Genomic DNA, 17,785 nt, shown 5'->3' with positions numbered 1-17,785 from the left:
TGCCCCCCGTGGGATTCGAACCCACAACCCACGACTTAAAAGGACGCTGCTCTAACCGTTGAGCTAGAGGGGCAACAGTGAGACAGTATACAGCATATTTACGCAAAACGCCACACGAATCAGCTGTAAGTAACAAAAAACGTGGATTATCACCAAGTCATCGCCGAATCATCATCGAATTCTCGCGAATCGCAGCGTCATTTCTGCATATCTGCTCGTACAGTGGAACGCATGTCATGTACTACGATTCTTGTAGGCAAGAAAGCCAGCTACGACGGATCCACCATCATCGCACGCGACGATGATTCCGGTTCCGGCCGTTACGATCCGAAGAAATTCATTGCGGTCGCACCGCAAGACCAACCGAGGCATTACCGCAGTGTGCTCAGTCATGTCGAAATCGACCTTCCCGACAATCCATGCCGATACAGCATCGTGCCGAACGTGCTGCCGAATCGCGGAATTCTCGCGGAAGCGGGCGTCAACGAGCGCAATGTGGCGATGAGCGCCACCGAAACCATCGCAGTCAACGAGCGCGTGCTAGCCGCTGATCCGCTCGTTGAACTGCAACCGGCGAACGAAGCCGCTAATACCCCCGAAGTTCCGGGCGGAATCGGAGAGGAAGACATCATCACCCTTGTGCTGCCTTACGTAACCACGGCGCGCGAAGGCGTCGCACGTCTCGCCGAACTGCTTGAAACATACGGCACCTACGAATCGAACGGCATCATCATTTCCGACGTAAACGAAATCTGGTACGTCGAAACAATCGGCGGGCACCATTGGATCGCCCGCCGCGTGCCGGACGACTGCTATGCGACCATCCCCAACCAGCTCGGCATCGACGATTTCGACTTCGACGACGCCTTCAGCACCCAACGCGAGTTCATGTGCAGTGCCGATCTGCGCGAATTCATGGACGCGCACCACCTTGACCGCACTATGAGCGCGGGTGCGAGTAGCGGCTTCGGATTCCAGCCGACGAGCGTTTTCGGAAACGCCAGCATGAACGGCGGTGGCAATAGCAGTAGCGGCGCGGCGCTGGGTCACAACCATTTCAATCCGCGCACGGCTTTCGGTACCGCCACCACCAAAGACCGCATCTACAACACGCCGCGTGCCTGGTATATGCAGCGCCACCTCAATCCAAGCGAGGACTGGGATTCGCCGGCCGCCCGCTACACGCCCGCATCCGACGATATTCCGTGGTGTCGTGTGCCTGAGAACGCTGTGACGCTCGAAGACGTCGACTTCCTGATGAGTGCACACTTCGAGGGGACCCCTTACGATCCGTACGGTACGCTCGGGACGCCGGAAAGCCGCCATCGCTACCGTCCGATCGGCATCAACCGCACCGGGCATATGGTGGCCATGCAGATTCGTCCGTACGCGCCGGAGGCAAGCCGTTCGATCATGTGGATCTCATACGGTTCCGGCCCCTTCACCGCGGCCACGCCGTTCTATGCGAACGTCGACGATACGCCCGCCTACCTGCGTGACACCACGCCGGAAGTCTCGACCGGCAACCTGTACTGGGCGAACCGTTTGATCGCCGCGCTCGCCGACGCGCATTTCTACGAAACCAGCAATGCGATCGAAGGATTTGCGGAATCGGCCCGCGCTTACGGCCATCGTCTGGTGGAACGTACTGATGCCGAATTGCGTGAGATTGCTGCACAAAAGAGCGTGTCCGAATCGCAGGAGCGTGCAGGGGCCGCGGAGATTACGGAAAACGCAAGTATTGCAATTATCGCAAAACTGCAGCAGTCCAACGAAGAAATGGCGGAATACTTGCGCACTCACGTCACGAAACTGCTCAACGACGTGCTCTACACGTCCAGCAATCTCATGCACAACAGTTTCGCCATGTCCGACCGCTGGAACTAAGCATAAAGCCCCGAAATCCGGCAAACCCGTCCCAATGAGCCAGGTTTCCGCGCTCGGAGCATTCCGCATGAACGCAGGCTGTTGGAAGCGTCAGTGCTGCTCCCAACAGCCTCACGACTGCATCTGCATTCTCGTACGTCAGTTTTTGCCCATATCTCGCTTATATATGGCAGATTTCGAGAGCTGACACGAGGCATTTCGCTTATATATATGGCACTCGTGCTTGTAGGCAAGGCGATTTCGGGGGTAAAATATACCCTCTAAGTCACCTTGCTATCAAGGGCATCTGCCATATATAAGGCAGATAGTGCTATCTAGACCGTCGATTGACCATCAAATCGTCGGAAATCGCGATCAGTTGAACCCGACGACGTGTTCCGCCACGAAATATCCCTTGCGAATCACGAAACGACCGATCGACCCGCGCAAATTCAACGCACGAGACATGGCCTTCTTGCGCACATCCTTGTAAATAGTGGGGGAGTACGCCTTAATGTCGTCCCACATATCCTTTTTCTTCTCATAATTTTCCGGATCGCGAGACAAAATCATGAACACACTTGCCACGGAACTTTCAATCGCCAGGAAGTGGATCATATAACGGTACAGGCCGTCCGGCACCGTGCCGCGTTCCGGAGTTGCACGCACCATGCACTGGTTGACGAGGCGCAGCTGGTCGACGCGGCGGATCATCACGTCGGTCTGCACGCTCTGGCCGTCGCGACCGATGAAATAGTGGTAGAACGGCGTATCCAAATACTTCATGGTCTTCACCCACGGGAACGGCTGGTACGCGTAAATGAAGTCCACGTAGAACGTGTGCTCCGGCAGCTGCATACCGGACTCTCGCACCACGGCGGTGCGGTACGTCAGCGCGTGCATGAGAATGTATTCAGCCAAGCCGAAATGCCCAAGATCGTTCCAGGTCAGGCGCTCGCCGGCCTTCATGGCATGGCGGAAGTTCACCACATGCTTGTTGCGTTTGCCAACCTTGTCATACACATAATTGGTGACGAGCATGTCGATCGGCTCGGTGGAATCGGCCTCTTCGCGCAGCACGGCCATGACCTGTTCGAGCGATTCGGGGCCAACCCAATCGTCGGCGTCAACAACCTTCACGTACATGCCGCTTGCCGCCGCGATGCCGGTGTTGACGGCTCCGCCATGCCCCTTGTTCTCTTGGTGGATGGCGCGCACGATGCCTGGATAGCGGGCTTCGAATTTCTGTGCCATTTCCAGCGTGCCGTCGGACGAGCCGTCATCCACGATCAGCACTTCGATGTCGTCGTTGCGCTTCGCTGCGATTAACGACATGACGCATCGTTCCAAATATTCGGTCATGTTGTACGCGGGCACCACGAAGGTGAGCGTCTTCTTCTCCTGCATAGTCTTCCTTGGTCGGCCGAGGTGACCTTCCGCGCGCGGCGCGTGGTCACTGCGTAACGAAACTAACGTAGCACCTTGTTTGCTTCAGAGGAACGGTTTGTATGCAATAGGCACCCTGAATAGTGCAATCTGCACCTGAAATTTCCCTTAAGGGTACCATTGTTGACAATTTGTAAGTTTTCGTCGATGCTTGTTGGCTTGTGCGATGCTTGCGATTCCCCTGTTGCTGGTACTGTTCGATTCTTGCGTCTGGCGCCTGTTGGCGTTGGCTGCGATGCTTGCGATGACTGGGGGCGGCTGGGTTGTTACGACTGCTGTTCGGCTTGCGTGCCTTGGCTTCCGGCTGCGTCTTGTTCGGTATTCTGTTCAGCGTTCTGCTCGGCTGGGCTTTCCGTATTGTTTTGTGATTGTGCCTCTTTTGCGGCCTTGCGCTCGCGTTTCGCGATTTCCTTGATTTCGCGCCTTTCCTGCTTTTCCGCCTCTTTTGTGGCTTTGCCGCTTTCGAAACGCAGTTCCGGCTTGGCTTCCATGCGGCTCAAGCCATGCCAGGCCAGATTCACGATGTGCGCGGCAATCTGCTCTTTACTGAGTTTGCGCTGGTCCGCCCAATACTGGCAGGTATATACGGTCATGCCGATGAGCATCTGCGCGTAGTATGGCACGCCCTTGGCCGGCAGATGCTGGCGTTTGAACGCTTCGGCGAGAATGTCTTCCACGCGCAGGGCGATGTCTCCCAAAAGCGAATTGAACGAGCTGGCCGGATCGGTTTTCGGCGAATCGCGGGTGAGCACTCGGAATCCTTCAGCATTCTCCTCAACATAGGTGAGCAGTGCCAGCGCCGTGCGTTCCACGATTTGACGGGGGTGCGCTTGTGGGTCGGAGAGCGCGTTGACGAGCGTGTCGGTAAGGGCGCGCATCTCACGGTCCACCACCACAGCGTACAGGCCCTCTTTGCCTCCGAAATGCTCGTACACAATGGGTTTCGACACTTTCGCGGTGGCGGCGATCTCCTCCACGCTCACTGCTTCGAACCCCTTCGACGCGAACAGCGAACGACCGATTTCGATGAGCTGCTCGCGCCGCTGATACGACGTCATTCTGGATGTATTGGCCATGCCGTCCAGTTTTTCATGCCCCGTGGATAGTCTGTCCGATTCTGGTGAATCGGACAACTGTGGTGCGTATGGCGTTGTCTACTTGTCCGTTTCTCCCGAATCGGTCATCTGAACGTCGGATTCGGATGGTTTGTTGTCCGATTCTGCAGAATCGGACATTCGTGGTGCGTCCGCGGGGCGGAGCCGGTGTGTCCGTTGCGCTTTTTAGGCTGGAGTCATGGATACGAATGTGATTATTGCGATTGTCGCCGTTGTCGTCATCGCGGCAATTCTGGTGATTGGCGGTTGGTGGCTCGGTAAGACCCGCAAGAACGCCGTCGATAAGTCCACGGAGGATGCGAAAGCCAAGGCTGACGCCCGTCTTGCTGCGGAAGCAAAGTCGGCTGCGGCTGATTCTTCCACGGTGAAGCCGTCCGTTGATTCCAATGTTGATGCAGCTGAAAAAGCTCCGGCTGAAAGTCAGCAGAAGTCCTCAGCTCAAGCTTCCTCTTCCGAAACGGCGGCTCCTGCACCAGCCACCAAAGCCAAGCCCGAACCGGTTCATGAAACCCCCGAATCCGCCGGCACGCGCATGCAGCGTCTTAAGGCGCGCCTGTCGAAATCCGGCAATCCGTTCGGCAAGGCTCTGTTCAACATTCTTGCGAAGGATCAGCTTTCCGAAGCCGACTGGGAAGACGTCGAAGACACCCTCCTGCTTGCCGATGTTGGTGCGGAAGCCAGTGAACAGCTCGTCGAGGAACTACGCAACGACGCCCGAATCGCAGGCCAGTCCGATCCGGCCGAAGTGCGTGCCGCGCTGAAGGACAAGCTGTTGAAGCTCGTAGGCACTGACACGGATCGCCGCCTCAATGCCAATAAGGAGGGTGCCAACAAGCCAAGCGTCATCATCATGGTCGGCGTGAACGGCACGGGCAAAACCACCACTGCGGGCAAGCTTTCCCGCCTGCTTGTTTCCGAAGGCAAGCAGGTCATGTTGGGTGCTGCCGATACCTTCCGCGCGGCGGCCGCCGACCAGTTGGAAACTTGGGGTGCCAAGGTCGGTGTCCCGGTCGTGCGTTCCGACAAGGATGGCGCCGATCCGGCGTCCGTCGCATTCGAGGCCAGTGCCAAGGCCAAGGAAGAGAACGCCGACGTGCTCATCATCGACACTGCGGGCCGCCTGCAGAACAAGGCGAACCTCATGGACGAGCTCGGCAAGATCCGCCGCGTTACCGAAAAGAACCTTCCGGTCGACGAGGTGCTGCTCGTGCTCGACGCCACCACCGGCCAGAATGGCATGACCCAGGCCAAGGTGTTCGCCGAAGCCATCGGCATTACCGGTGTGGTGCTCTCCAAACTCGACGGCTCCGCAAAGGGTGGCATTGTGATTTCCGTGCAGAAGGAGCTTGGCGTGCCCGTCAAGCTTGTCGGCCTCGGCGAAGGCCCGGACGATCTCGCCCCGTTCGATCCGGAAGGCTTTGTCGACGGCATCCTCGCCTGAGCTGATTGTGCTCCCGAGAAAGCCTCCCCGCGTGGGAGGCTTTCTTTTTACCCCTGGCCAGTCCTATTTCGCCTATATATGGCAGATTTGCCGGTTCGTCCGCTGGTTTCTCGCTTATATATGGCAGATGCTTTTGGAGAAAGTCGACTTAGAAGGTATATGTTTACCCCCGAAAGCACCTTTTTTGCGAGTGAGAGTGCCATATATGGGCGAAATGTCTCGTGTCAGTCCTCCAAATCTGCCATACATAAGGCAGATACGCTGAAAAATGGGCTGATAGTGGTTTGGCCTGAGAGCGGTGCGCAATCTGAAACAAAACGTGCCAGCCGCTTTATTCCGCCGTTTTCGGTTGACGTAATGGCGAGATGGCGTTACCTTGCTGTAACACGTCGTAACGTTTTCAAAACGCGGGCGGCGTTCCATACCGTTTTGTCAGCCCCATACGATGGGGCCGGAAATGTGAACTCAAAAAGAAAGAAAGAGGAGGGTGACATGGGTCAGCTTGATTCTGGAAATGCCGCGTGGATTTTGACGTCCGCGTCCCTTGTGTTCCTCATGACGCCGGGTGTGGCGTTCTTCTACGGTGGCATGGTCCGCGCAAAGGCCGTGCTGAACATGATGATTATGGAGGCGGCCGCTCTGTCCGTCACAATGGTGATCTGGGTGCTGTGGGGCTGGTCCATCGCCTACGCAGGCACTTCGGTCGGCGGTGTCTTCGGTGATCCGGCCACAGGCTTCCTGCTGAAGGATTCCATGGTTTCCGACGGCGGTGTCTTCACGTCGGCTTCGCTGAACTCCAACAACTACCCGGTCAGCGTCGATGTGGCGTTCCAGTCCGCATTCGCCATGATTACCGTCGCTCTGATTTGCGGCGCTATCGCTGAACGTGTCAAGTACTCCACTTGGATGATTTTCGTCGCGCTGTGGATTACCTTCGATTACGCTCCGCTCGCCCACATGGTGTGGAATGGCGGTCTGCTGAGCGCTGACGGCGCGATCTCCCAGGCCATCGGCGCTGCCGCCCACGATTTCGCAGGTGGTACGGTCGTGCACATCAACGCTGCAGTCGCCGCTCTGGTGATTGTGTTGATCATCGGCAAGCGCAAGGGCTTCGGCACCCAGCCGTTCCGTCCACACAATGTTCCGTTCGTGATGCTTGGCGCTTTCCTGCTGTGGTTCGGATGGTTCGGCTTCAACGCTGGTTCCGCGTTTGCCGCCAATGGCACCGCAGGCTACGCTTGGGTTTCTACTTCCGCTGCAACCGCCGCCGCAATGCTCTCTTGGGGCTTCACTGAGAAGATCCGCACCGGCCACTACACCGCCATGGGTGCCGCTTCCGGCATCGTCGCAGGTCTGGTTGCCATCACTCCGGCCGCCGATGTGGTTTCCCCGCTGTGGGCCATCGTGCTCGGTGCTATCGCTGGCGTGCTCACCTGCCTCGCTTGCGGCCTGAAGTTCAAGCTCGGCTACGATGATTCTCTCGACGTTGTCGGCGTCCACGGCGTCGGCGGCTTCACCGGCACTGTGCTTATCGGCTTCTTCGGCGAAGGTACCGGTCTGTTCGCGGGCGGCGACTGGAAGCAGCTGGTTGTGCAGCTCATCGTTGCTCTCGTTGCCATCATCTGGTCCGCTGTTGTCACCGGCATCATCGCCTTCGCTCTGGAGAAGACGATTGGTTGGCGTGTCACCGAAGCTCAGGAAGTCGGCGGTATCGATCTTGCCGATCAGGGCGAACGTGCTTACGATTTTGCTGGTACCGCCAGCTCTGTTCTCAAGGAGGTGAAGTGAGATGAAGCTCATTACCGCTATCATTCAGCCGCATAAGCTTGACGATGTCAAGGAAGCTCTCGCTGCCGCAGGTGTTCACGGTCTGACCGTGTCTGAGGCTAACGGTTACGGCCGCCAGCGTGGCCACACCGAGGTTTACCGTGGCGCCGAATACACCGTGGATCTCATTCCGAAGATTCGCGTCGAGGTGCTGTCCGATGACGCCGATGCCGAGACTCTGGTCGGTGTGATCGTCAAGTCCGCCGGCTCCGGCACCATCGGCGACGGCAAGGTCTGGGTTGCCCCGCTTGATTCGGTGACCCGCGTGCGTACCGGCGAGACCGGCTCTGCCGCTATCTGATAATTCATTCGGATAGATATTAAGGGCCCCGGGCTTGGGTTCGGGTTATCAATAGACAGATCCCCGTACGTGCTTCGCGCCGTGCGGGGATTTTCATACGTTTTTCGCGTCAGATTGTCTGCTTCGGATTTCCCCGCTTTCGCTTTTATCTGCTCAGATTTGATTGTTTTTGCGAAGATTCATAAGGATTTGCTATGACTTCAGCGGTTGATGGTCTTAAACAACGTTTCATGGATATGAGTCAGCCGGATGTCGACGGCGTGTACCGCAATGGTGCGGCGAAACGTAAGGCTCGTACGGATCTGGCCATGGATTGCCTCAAACAATTGTGGCAGGAGGCCTGCCAGACGGTTTCTTTTGACGTTCCGCAAGCTGGTATTGGTCTTGGCGCGGTGGGTTCGTTGGCCCGCGGCCAAGTGGGACCGAGTTCCGATCTTGATTTGGTGGTCATTTATGAGCCTCACGCGCTCACTGACCGGCAGCTCAATGAGCTTGCCAACAAATTGTGGTATCCGATTTGGGATTCGGGTCTTGATCTTGACCAGTCGGTGCGTACCCGCGTGCAGTGCGAGGCGGTGACCGACCATGATTTGCCTGCTGCGATGGGTTGGCTGGATGTGGTGCCGATTGCGGGAGATACGCAGCTGATCGAATCCACGGCCGTCTTCATTTTGGAGCGTTGGCGTAGGGCCGCCCGTAAGCGCTTGCCCGAATTGTTGGGCTCCGCCAAGTCTCGTTTGGATGAGTTCGGCCGTATGGCGTATAGCAATCAGCCTGATATTAAAGAGTCTCGCGGTGGTTTGCGCGATTCCGTGCTGGTCTCCGCGCTTGCCGCTTCTTGGCTTGCCGACCGCCCGCACGGCCAGTATGACGATGCCGTCGAACGGTTGCTGGATGTGCGCGATTGCATTCATTTGGTGGCCAATAAAGACACGAACATGTTGCTTGCTCCTTATCAGGCGAGGGTTTCGGCGATGTTGGGTTTGGCTGATCCGACGTTGCCGAATGGCGAGCGTGAGGCGAAGTCGATTGATGATTTGCAGACGTTGCTTGCGCGTGTTGGTCGCCAGATCGCGTTTTCGCTTGATTCCACGGCTTCTCGCGCTGAGCATTCGTTGACTCATGAGAAGCCTCGTTTTGCGTTTTTCCAGGTGTTCCAGCCTCGTGGCGGCGGTAAGCGTCAGGCGCCTACGTTTGATGTGATTGCGCCCGGTATCGCCAAGCATGAGGAGGAGATCGTGCTTGCGCCGGGTGCCGATCCGAAGTCCGATCCGTGTCTTGCGTTGCGGGCTGCTGTTGCTGCGGCTGAGTTTGGTCTGCCGATCGCGCCCGGCACGTTGCAGAATCTGAAGTCGTGTCCGATCGATGATCGCACGTGGAATGATGAGTCGCGTAGTCTGTTCTTGCGTTTGCTTGCGAGCGGTCCCGCGTTGTTGCAGGTGTGGGAGGAGATTGATTTTGTCGATATTCCGGGTCGTTTGATTCCGGAATGGTTGGCGATTCGTAATCGCCCGAGTGCTTCGGCTGCGCATCGGTATACGATTGACCGTCATTCGGTTGAGGTGGTCACGCGGCTTGGTCGTGAAACACCTCGTGGAAATCGTTATGATGATCGGCATTATCAGGCGTTGCTGTTGGCTGGTATTTTGCATGATGTCGGTAAGCGTCCGGGGGTTGCCGATCATGCGGCGGAGGGTGCGCGTCATGCGTCCATGGTGTTGAAGCGCATGGGTTTTGACCGTGACATTATTTGGTGGGTCACGTTGTTGGTGCGTGAGCATCTTACGTTGTCGGAGTTTGCGACTGGTCAGAATCCGAATGATCCTAATGTTGGTGACGAGTTGGCTTCTCGTCTTGATCATGATCCGCTGCTGCTTGACATGCTGTTCGATCTGACTCGTGCTGACGGTTCGTCGTTGGGTGCCACGGCCGGCGAGACCATTTCCAAACAGTACGGCTGGAGTAAATGGCGCGAAACCCTTGTCCGAACCATGTACAACGCCACCCGCTACCACATGTGAGGCCGCGTAGGCTGTGAGCGAATGCCCGGCAAAGCGACATGGTTGCCGATGCGGTACCCGCCGCGTCGGCGGAAACCCATCGTTTAAGAAAAAGTGGGGAACATATCACCTTCGGTTCACTTAAGCAAATCACAACCAGGGGAATGGGCACCCGTACGGAAGATGTCCCCAAGTTGTCCACTTGGTTATCCCCATTTGGTGGATAACTCGATATGTTTTCCACATAGTTATCCCCAGTATGTGGATAACTCGGGTTTTTTCGGCTTTCTTATCCACAGCGAACCGATTCGCGCGTGTCGGGTGATTCCGATCCTGTCAATGCGGAGATTCCTCCAGAATCTCATCGCAACATCATTCGTGAAGTGGCACAGGTATTATGGTTTTTCCCGGTACACCACACATCGAAGAGCTGGAGAAGCATGGCGGAGAGCAATTCTTGGAACAATGGCCTGAATCAAGGGCAAAACCGCGGTTTTTCAGGCAATGGCAGCATTTCCGGCGCGTCGGGAACGGCTATTCGCGACGCCATCTTCGACCGTGTGCCGCCACATGACGACGCCGCCGAAATGGCGGTGCTCGGCGGCATGCTCATGAGCAAAGACGCCATCGGCGAAGTCTCGCAGATGATTGACATCACCGACTTCTACCAGCCGCGCAACCAAACCGTGTACGAAGCCATCATCAACCTGTTCTCCGCATCGCAGCCCGTCGACGCGGTGCTGGTGGCCAACCAGCTGCTCAAAGACGGCGACCTCGAAAAAGTGGGGGGATCCGACTATCTGCACAGCCTCGTCGCATCCGTGCCGACCGCAGCCAACGCAACCTTCTATGCCGACATCATCCACCAGCGTGCCATCCTGCGCAATGTGATCGCAGCCGGCACCAAAATCGCACAGCTCGGCTACACCGCCGAAGGATCCCAAGCCGAAGACGTCGTCAACCTGGCACAGGCCGAAGTCTACGAAATGTCGACCGGCAAAGTGAGGCAGGATTACGCGCCGATCGGCACCGTCATCACCGACACCCTCGACCAAATCGACCGACTGCAAAACGGCGAGGTTTCCAAAGGCGTGCCAACCGGATTCCGTGACATCGACGACGTGACGCAAGGCCTGCAGCCGGGCCAGATGATCGTCGTTGCAGGCCGACCGGCCATGGGTAAGTCCACGCTCGGCGTTGATTTCGCGCGAGCTGCGGCGCTGCACCACAATATGACGTCCGTGATCTTCAGCTTGGAAATGAGCAAAACCGAACTTGCGCAACGAATCATTTCGGCGGAAGCGAATATTCCGCTGTCAGCCATGCGCCGAGCGGAAGAAATCACGCAGGAACGTTGGAATATCCTCAATAATCTGCAGGATAAACTGCAGAACGCACCATTATTCATCGACGATAGTCCGAACATGAGTTTGATGGAGATCCGTGCGAAATGCCGCCGATTGAAGCAGACGAACGATCTGAAATTAGTGGTGATCGATTACCTGCAGCTCATGACTTCCGGCAAGGCCGTGGAAAGCCGCCAGCAGGAAGTGTCTGATTTCTCGCGTGCATTGAAGCTGCTTGCCAAGGAATTGGAAGTGCCGGTGGTGGCGCTGAGCCAGCTGAACCGTGGCCCCGAAATGCGTCAGGATAAAAAGCCGCAGCTTTCGGATTTGCGCGAATCCGGTTCTATCGAACAGGACGCCGACGTGGTGTTCCTCGTGCACAGGCCGGACGCCTACGACAAGGAAGATCGCCCGGGCGAGGCCGATATCATCATGGCGAAGCATCGTAACGGTCCGACGCAGACGTTCAATCTCGCGTTCCTTGGCGCATACTCCAAGTTCAAAGATATGCCGCAGGACTACCAGAGCCAACAGGAGGTATAGCATGGCGTGGAACTCATTCGCAACGCCGTTGATCGGCAAGGCCGTGCGTGCGGCCTCCCGCCTGGCACATGGCGGCGGCAGCGCGTTCCCCGGCAAAATCGTGGAACGGATCGACCCGCAATTCCTCGCACGCACCCTGCAGCAGCTACCGCTTGGCGTGGTGCTCGTATCCGGCACGAACGGCAAAACCACCACCACGCGCATGGTGGCAAGCATGCTGGAATCGTTGGGATTGAAGGTATTCACCAATCCGACCGGATCGAATTTCACCCGCGGCGTGGTCTCGTCGCTGCTGGCCGAAGTCTCGCTCGGCGGCAAACTGGACGCCGACATCGCCGTACTGGAACTCGACGAAGCGTACGCGGTGCATTTCGTCAAACAAGTGCAACCCGACTACTGCCTGCTGCTCAACGTGATGCGCGACCAGCTCGACCGTTTCGGCGAAATCGACAATACCGCACGACTGCTGAGCAAAGCCGCCGAAGCGACCACCGGAACCGTAGTGCTCAATCGTGAGGATCCACGCATCGCACGACTTGCTGACGTCGCACATACTGAAGATGGTGTGGAAGTGCGCTATTTCGGTCTTGACGGATCGTTGCGCAGCTTCTTCCCGTCCGACGACGACATGCGCACGACAGTCGATACTGCATCGTCCGCTGATATTGCATCGTCCGAATCTGCAGAATCGTCCGCAAATATTGAGATTGACGATGCTTCGGCAATCGCGAAAACTGGGGAAAATGCAGAAAAATCGGAAGATGCGGCAATTGCGGAACAGCTACCAGCTGACGTGACCTTGCTTGCCGTGGGCGACCATCGTGCCCGTTTCGGCATCGACGGTGAAACGTACGAAACCGGTGTGAGATTGGAAGGCGTGTACAACCTGTACAACGCGGCGGCCGCGCTGGCCGTCGTGCGAGCGGTCGTGGCCGATGCGCAGGCAATGTTCCTGCCGTTCGAGCAGAACGTAACCGACGAACTATTGCGACAAGTGGGAATCTCACAGCGCATGATCGACTTCGCGCATTCCACCACGCAAGCCATGATCGACGCGGCAGCCGAAGTCACTCCGGCGTTCGGACGCGGCGAGGTCATCGACGTGAACGGCTCGCCGGTGGAGCTGCTGCTCGTCAAAAACCCCATGGGATTCCGTCTGTCGCTCGCATCCTTCACCCCTGAAGGCTGCGACACCATGATCGCCATCAACGACGAATACGCCGACGGGCGTGACATGAGCTGGCTGTGGGACGTGGACTTCTCCTCGCTGCGAGACACCGGTGTGGCCATGGTTTCGGGCGTGCGCGCATGGGACATGGCGTTGCGCCTCGAATACGATCAGGTGCCGGTGAATAGCGTCAACACGGAACTTGAAGAGGCCGTCTCAACGTTCGTGAACGCGAATCCGGGCACCCCCAAGCACATTTACTGCACATACACGGCAATGCTCAAAACGCGAGCCGCGCTCGGCAAAATCGCCGAAGTCGCCGACGCTGGCGTGGGCAAATAACAGCGCGAATCCGCGCAACGCATGAAAACGCATGAAGAACGTATGAACCGCATGAGGGAGACGATATGAGCCAGGTAATCGACATCGTGTCGCTATATCCGAAAGACATGAACATTTACGGCGACTCCGGCAACGTGCTCACCATCCAGCGCCGTCTCGCCCTATACGGCTACGAGCCGCGCGTGCACGCCTACAATCAGGGCGACGCGTGGCCCGAACACGTCGACATGATTCTGGGCGGCGGCGGCCAAGACACCGGCCAGAAGAAAATCATCGACGACTTCTTCAAACGCGCCGACCTGCTGCGATCGCTGGCCGCCGGCGGCACCCCCATGCTCATGATTTGCGGTCTGTACCAGCTGTTCGGCGAATATTTCGAAACGGTGGATGGTTCCCGACTCGACGGCATCGGCGTGATCGGCGCGTACACGGTCGGTCAGGAAGTGCGCATGATCGGCAATCTGACCGAGCATTCCGCCGATTTCGGTGACATCATCGGCTACGAAAACCATTCCGGCCAAACCTTCCTGCGCGAAGGCGTGCAGCCGCTCGGCACCGTCGACGCGGATAGCACCGGCAATAATGGCGAGGATCATACGGAAGGCGCCCGCGTCAACAATGTGATCGGCACATACATGCACGGCTCGCTGCTGCCGAAAAACCCCGCGATCGCCGATTTTCTGATCCGCACCGCCGCAGAACGCCGGTATGGTTCGTTCGATCCGGCCGCTGCAGGGCAGACGGAAGCGCAGCGTGCGGAACTTGATCGCATCAACACGATTGCCAGCAACGCGCGTCGCGTGGCCATGTCACGACCGCGCTGATTGTTTTCGCGCTGTTTCGTAGTTTTCGCGTTTTCGTACGCTGTGAGCATACGGCAGCGAGTCTTCCGCAGAATTGTAACGATTGACTAGTTTCGTTGACGTTATTTGTGAAGAAAATGCGATAGAGTGGGTACCACCATCACCTAAGGAGGTAATCATGGCTGATTTTGATTTTGGTGACGGCCTGCGTAAGGTCTTCCTCGCCGGCGTTGGCGCTTTGGCGACCACGGTTGAGAAGAGCCAGGAAATCGTTGACGATCTCGTCAAGAAGGGCGAGCTGACCGTCGAACAGGGCAAGGCCCTCAACGCCGAACTCAAGCACAAGGTCGCGGAGGTCAAGGAATCCTCTGAAGCCAAGGCTGCAGAGGAAACCAAGGAAGCCGAACCTGAAGCCAAAGCCGAGTAACGTTCAATCGTTCACATCGCCGTCTGCTCGTCGCATCACGTTCAGACGGCGATTTGTTATGCGGAACTTGCGAAACATGCGAACGGCCGTGTGCGGAACGTAAGAAACGTGCGAAACATGCGAATCGCATGAAATACGCGGGACGCAAGTCTCCTCATGAATCCCACTCATCGTAATCCGACCAACGTTTGCGAGCAGCGATATGTCTTTGAATTCTCCGATCGAGCCGGATGCGGCCCGACCCGAAAGCGTGGAGCCGGTCACACTTTCCGACCGAGTCAACGCGGTGATCAATCCGACGGCGAACCCCTCGTCCGACGCGGCTGCGGCAACGGCAGCCAAATCCGCGGGAAAAACGGGAATCCCGCAATCGCAAGGCAAGCAGAACGACGCAACCTTTACGCAATCCGAAACCATCGGACTGTTCGGCCCGCGTAAAGACTCATTCTCGCAGCGCTACCACCTGACTCGTCGAGGCAAACTGAAGCGACTTGCGCAAATCGCGCAAATCGTCAACCAATTCGACATTGTGCACGGCCTGACCCCCGTCAAAATGCGGCTCATGTTCGAAGCGCTTGGCCCAACTTTCGTGAAAGTCGGACAGATCCTGTCCATGCGCTCCGAAATCCTGCCCCAATCGTTCTGCGACGAACTCGCCAAACTGCGCGCCGACGCCGACCCCATGCCGTACGGCACCGTCCTGCAAGTGCTGGAAGACGAATACGGACGCCCGGCAGGCGAAATCTTCGACCATATCGACGCCACACCGCTCGGATCGGCAAGCCTCGCGCAAGTGCATCGTGCGAAACTCACTACCGGAGAAGATGTGGCCGTCAAAGTGCAACGCCCGGGCGTGCGCGAAACCATGGCGCAGGATGTGTCCATCATGCGCACCATCGCACGAATAGCCGCCAAAACCATGCCCAGCGCCCAAGTGGTCGATCTCTCCGGCGTGGTCGAAGAACTGTGGGACACCTTCGAAGCCGAAACCGACTTCATGATCGAAGCGCGAAATCTGGCGGAATTCAAACGATTCTGCGAACACTACAAATACATGGACTGCCCGAAGCCATACTCCGACCTGTGCACCGAACACGTGGTGGTCATGGACTACGTCGAAGGCATTTCCGTCTCGCATCCTGATGAGCTCATCGAAGCGGGCTACGATCTGAAGGAAATCGGCACCAAACTGGTCGACAATTACGCCACGCAAGTGCTTGACGAAGGCTTCTTCCACGCGGATCCGCACTCGGGCAACATCATGGTGCGCGGCGGGCAGATCGTGCTGCTCGACCTAGGCATGACGGGCCGGCTTAATGCCAAAACCCGTTCCGTCTTGAAAGACATGATTTTCGCGGTCGCCAAACAGGATTCGCCCGCGCTTGCCGACGGTCTGCTGCGTTTCGCCGGTGCCGAGGCCGATCCGGAGGATTATCCGGCGTTATTGGCCGACTTGGATGTGATCGTCAAGGAATTCGGCACAGTGGATTTGGCCGAGCTGGATATCGCCGCCATGCTCACCGCGTTGACGCAAATGGCGCAACGACACGGCATTGAAGTGCCGAGCACCGTCACCACGGTCGGGCGTGCGCTGGTCACTTTGGAAGGCCTGCTCGACGAGTTCATTCCAGACGTGAATATGATTCAGATCATCTCCGACCATATCGCCGCAAGCACGTCGAAGAAGGATTTCGCCAAGGATGAGGCGAAATCGCTGGTTATCGAAGGTCATCAGGCGCTGCACAGCCTGCTCGCTGCCGCCAATGAGCTGAAAGTGGCCTCCCGTATGCTTACGCGCGGCCAGTTGCGCGTGAATATGGAGATGGTCGGCTCGCAGGAACCGATCCATCTGCTTGCCAACATGGTGAACAGGCTTACGATGGCGCTGATCGTCGTCGGATTGTTCATCGGCTCGTCGATTGTGTACTATGCGGGCATCAAACCGGTGATTTTCGGTATTCCGATCGTTGGTTTCCTCGGCTATGTGATCGCGTTCGTTTTGTCCGTCTGGATCGTGTTCGACATTTACTTCAAGGGACGTTCCAACAAAAAACGATGACGCTAGGCTAGGGGGAGGGTGGATTCGCGTTGGATGAGGCGGCAGGGGAGATATTCCGTGCCGTGGTGGGGCTGGCCGTTGATGGCGTCCATCAGGTAGCGGGCGGCTTTGCGGCCGATGAGTTCCGTTTCATTGTCGATGCTGGTCAGCGGCGGGCGGGAGCTCTTGGTGAGCACGTCCCAATTATCGTGGCCGATCACCGCCACATCCTCAGGAATGCGTAGATGCTGCGACTTCAACGCGTCAATGCATCCTCGTGCCAGCTGATCGCTCTGGCATACCACGGCGTCGAACTTCACGCCTTGGTCGAGCAGCAGTCTGGTGGCGGCACGCCCCCAATTCTCGTCCCAACGGCCATAGCGAATCGGGCCAGCCGGTTCCAAACCAACCTCGGCCAACGCTTCCAACGCGCCCTTGGTGCGGTCGGTGGAGGCCGTATACGTTTCATCGCCGCCAATAATGGCGATACGGTTGCGTCCGCACGAAATCAAATGATTCACGGCCATGCGCCCGGCGTCCACATTGTCACACGTCACCGAACAATCGTTGGTGTCGGTGGAAGGACCATACACATACACCAGCGGCACGCCCCAATCACGCCCCAGCGACGGGCGCGGATTCGTCTCGCACTGCACAATCAGCAGGCCGTCCACTTTCAGCGACAGCAGTTTCTCTACATGGCTGCGTTCCAGCGCATCGTCACCGCGAGCATTGGCGAGTAGTACCGATGTCGATTGTGCGCGCAGCTCGTTTTCGGCGCCAATAAGAATAGGCGTGGAGAAACGGCCTTGCAGATCGGAAGTGACCAAACCGATGGTTCCGCTTCTGCCGCTTGCCAACGATTGCGCCAGCTTGTTCGGGGAATAGTTGAGTTGCCGCGCTGCCTCCATCACGCGCTCGCGGGTGTCTTCACTGACGCGCGGTTTGCCATGCAGCGCCTTTGAAGCCGTTGCCAAAGACACGTTGGCCAGCGCTGCTACATCTTCAAGCCTTGCTGTTGAGTGAGTATCTGCAGTTGCCATGATGTTCCCCTTTTTTACGGTGTGACGAAAACGTTGGCTGCGCGTCGATGCGCTTCGCCGCCCTTGTATTGCGTAATAT

At 57.4% G+C, this 17,785-nt stretch carries 13 protein-coding genes and 1 tRNA gene; 10 read left to right on the top strand and 4 right to left on the bottom strand.

Going from position 1 to position 17,785, the window contains the following annotated elements; translation table 11 throughout:
• Positions 1–73, bottom strand: a tRNA-Lys gene (locus KSY55_RS02070).
• Between the two features lie 158 nt (positions 74–231).
• Here KSY55_RS02070 and KSY55_RS02065 point away from each other — a divergent pair.
• Positions 232–1,887, top strand: coding sequence for a C69 family dipeptidase (locus KSY55_RS02065; RefSeq protein WP_217749468.1), 1,656 nt, complete (start codon positions 232–234; stop codon positions 1,885–1,887).
• A gap of 354 nt (positions 1,888–2,241) precedes the next feature.
• Here KSY55_RS02065 and KSY55_RS02060 read toward each other — a convergent pair whose 3' ends face one another.
• Both KSY55_RS02060 and KSY55_RS02055 read right to left on the bottom strand, forming a co-directional pair.
• Positions 2,242–3,273, bottom strand: coding sequence for a glycosyltransferase family 2 protein (locus tag KSY55_RS02060; RefSeq protein ID WP_022245663.1), 1,032 nt, complete (start codon positions 3,271–3,273; stop codon positions 2,242–2,244).
• A gap of 305 nt (positions 3,274–3,578) precedes the next feature.
• Complete coding sequence (locus KSY55_RS02055; protein WP_117662931.1) at positions 3,579–4,388, bottom strand: TetR/AcrR family transcriptional regulator; 810 nt, start codon at positions 4,386–4,388, stop codon at positions 3,579–3,581.
• 217 nt (positions 4,389–4,605) lie between these two features.
• Between KSY55_RS02055 and ftsY the strand changes: the two genes are divergently transcribed.
• From ftsY to KSY55_RS02010, 9 genes are all read left to right on the top strand, one after another.
• Complete coding sequence (gene ftsY / locus KSY55_RS02050) at positions 4,606–5,868, top strand: signal recognition particle-docking protein FtsY (protein WP_217749467.1); 1,263 nt, start codon at positions 4,606–4,608, stop codon at positions 5,866–5,868.
• 492 nt (positions 5,869–6,360) lie between these two features.
• Positions 6,361–7,656: an ammonium transporter gene (locus KSY55_RS02045; RefSeq protein ID WP_034880156.1), complete on the top strand. Its 1,296-nt coding sequence runs from the start codon at positions 6,361–6,363 to the stop codon at positions 7,654–7,656.
• Between the two features lies 1 nt (position 7,657).
• A complete protein-coding gene (locus KSY55_RS02040; protein ID WP_003814240.1) occupies positions 7,658–7,996 on the top strand; it encodes a P-II family nitrogen regulator in 339 nt (112 codons plus the stop codon).
• Positions 7,997–8,190: 194 nt separating this feature from the next.
• A complete protein-coding gene (locus KSY55_RS02035) occupies positions 8,191–10,017 on the top strand; it encodes a nucleotidyltransferase domain-containing protein (RefSeq protein WP_217749466.1) in 1,827 nt (608 codons plus the stop codon).
• A 419-nt stretch (positions 10,018–10,436) separates the two neighbouring features.
• Positions 10,437–11,885: a replicative DNA helicase gene (gene dnaB / locus KSY55_RS02030; RefSeq protein ID WP_022245668.1), complete on the top strand. Its 1,449-nt coding sequence runs from the start codon at positions 10,437–10,439 to the stop codon at positions 11,883–11,885.
• Position 11,886: 1 nt separating this feature from the next.
• Positions 11,887–13,395, top strand: a complete 1,509-nt coding sequence (locus tag KSY55_RS02025) for a Mur ligase family protein (protein ID WP_217749465.1) — start codon at positions 11,887–11,889, stop codon at positions 13,393–13,395.
• A gap of 65 nt (positions 13,396–13,460) precedes the next feature.
• On the top strand, positions 13,461–14,219 hold the full coding sequence (locus tag KSY55_RS02020) for a type 1 glutamine amidotransferase (RefSeq protein ID WP_022245670.1): 759 nt from the start codon (positions 13,461–13,463) through the stop codon (positions 14,217–14,219).
• 157 nt (positions 14,220–14,376) lie between these two features.
• Positions 14,377–14,625: a phasin family protein gene (locus KSY55_RS02015; protein WP_034880148.1), complete on the top strand. Its 249-nt coding sequence runs from the start codon at positions 14,377–14,379 to the stop codon at positions 14,623–14,625.
• 202 nt (positions 14,626–14,827) lie between these two features.
• Entirely contained in the window at positions 14,828–16,684 is a 1,857-nt protein-coding gene (locus tag KSY55_RS02010) for an AarF/ABC1/UbiB kinase family protein (RefSeq protein ID WP_254881822.1), read from the top strand.
• A 2-nt stretch (positions 16,685–16,686) separates the two neighbouring features.
• On the opposite strand, the gene KSY55_RS02005 is transcribed toward KSY55_RS02010, so the two are convergent.
• Entirely contained in the window at positions 16,687–17,706 is a 1,020-nt protein-coding gene (locus KSY55_RS02005) for a LacI family DNA-binding transcriptional regulator (RefSeq protein WP_065435409.1), read from the bottom strand.
• Between the last annotated feature and the right edge of the window lie 79 nt (positions 17,707–17,785).

Source organism: Bifidobacterium sp. MSK.13.1 (genome assembly GCF_019131435.1).
GTDB classification, from domain to species: domain Bacteria; phylum Actinomycetota; class Actinomycetes; order Actinomycetales; family Bifidobacteriaceae; genus Bifidobacterium; species Bifidobacterium pseudocatenulatum.
The sequence above is the reverse complement of the archived record's forward strand: the minus strand, read 5'-3'. Positions and strand labels throughout refer to the sequence as shown.

Excerpts from the sequence above, each read along its gene's own strand:
- KSY55_RS02035 (WP_217749466.1), top strand. The coding sequence starts at position 8,191 with ATGACTTCAGCGGTTGATGGTCTTAAACAACGTTTCATGGATATGAGT.
- KSY55_RS02025 (WP_217749465.1), top strand. The coding sequence starts at position 11,887 with ATGGCGTGGAACTCATTCGCAACGCCGTTGATCGGCAAGGCCGTGCGT.
- KSY55_RS02060 (WP_022245663.1), bottom strand. The coding sequence starts at position 3,273 with ATGCAGGAGAAGAAGACGCTCACCTTCGTGGTGCCCGCGTACAACATG.
- KSY55_RS02020 (WP_022245670.1), top strand. The coding sequence starts at position 13,461 with ATGAGCCAGGTAATCGACATCGTGTCGCTATATCCGAAAGACATGAAC.
- dnaB (WP_022245668.1), top strand. The coding sequence starts at position 10,437 with ATGGCGGAGAGCAATTCTTGGAACAATGGCCTGAATCAAGGGCAAAAC.
- KSY55_RS02005 (WP_065435409.1), bottom strand. The coding sequence starts at position 17,706 with ATGGCAACTGCAGATACTCACTCAACAGCAAGGCTTGAAGATGTAGCA.
- KSY55_RS02015 (WP_034880148.1), top strand. The coding sequence starts at position 14,377 with ATGGCTGATTTTGATTTTGGTGACGGCCTGCGTAAGGTCTTCCTCGCC.
- KSY55_RS02045 (WP_034880156.1), top strand. The coding sequence starts at position 6,361 with ATGGGTCAGCTTGATTCTGGAAATGCCGCGTGGATTTTGACGTCCGCG.
- ftsY (WP_217749467.1), top strand. The coding sequence starts at position 4,606 with ATGGATACGAATGTGATTATTGCGATTGTCGCCGTTGTCGTCATCGCG.
- KSY55_RS02055 (WP_117662931.1), bottom strand. The coding sequence starts at position 4,388 with ATGGCCAATACATCCAGAATGACGTCGTATCAGCGGCGCGAGCAGCTC.
- KSY55_RS02010 (WP_254881822.1), top strand. The coding sequence starts at position 14,828 with ATGTCTTTGAATTCTCCGATCGAGCCGGATGCGGCCCGACCCGAAAGC.
- KSY55_RS02065 (WP_217749468.1), top strand. The coding sequence starts at position 232 with ATGTCATGTACTACGATTCTTGTAGGCAAGAAAGCCAGCTACGACGGA.
- KSY55_RS02040 (WP_003814240.1), top strand. The coding sequence starts at position 7,658 with ATGAAGCTCATTACCGCTATCATTCAGCCGCATAAGCTTGACGATGTC.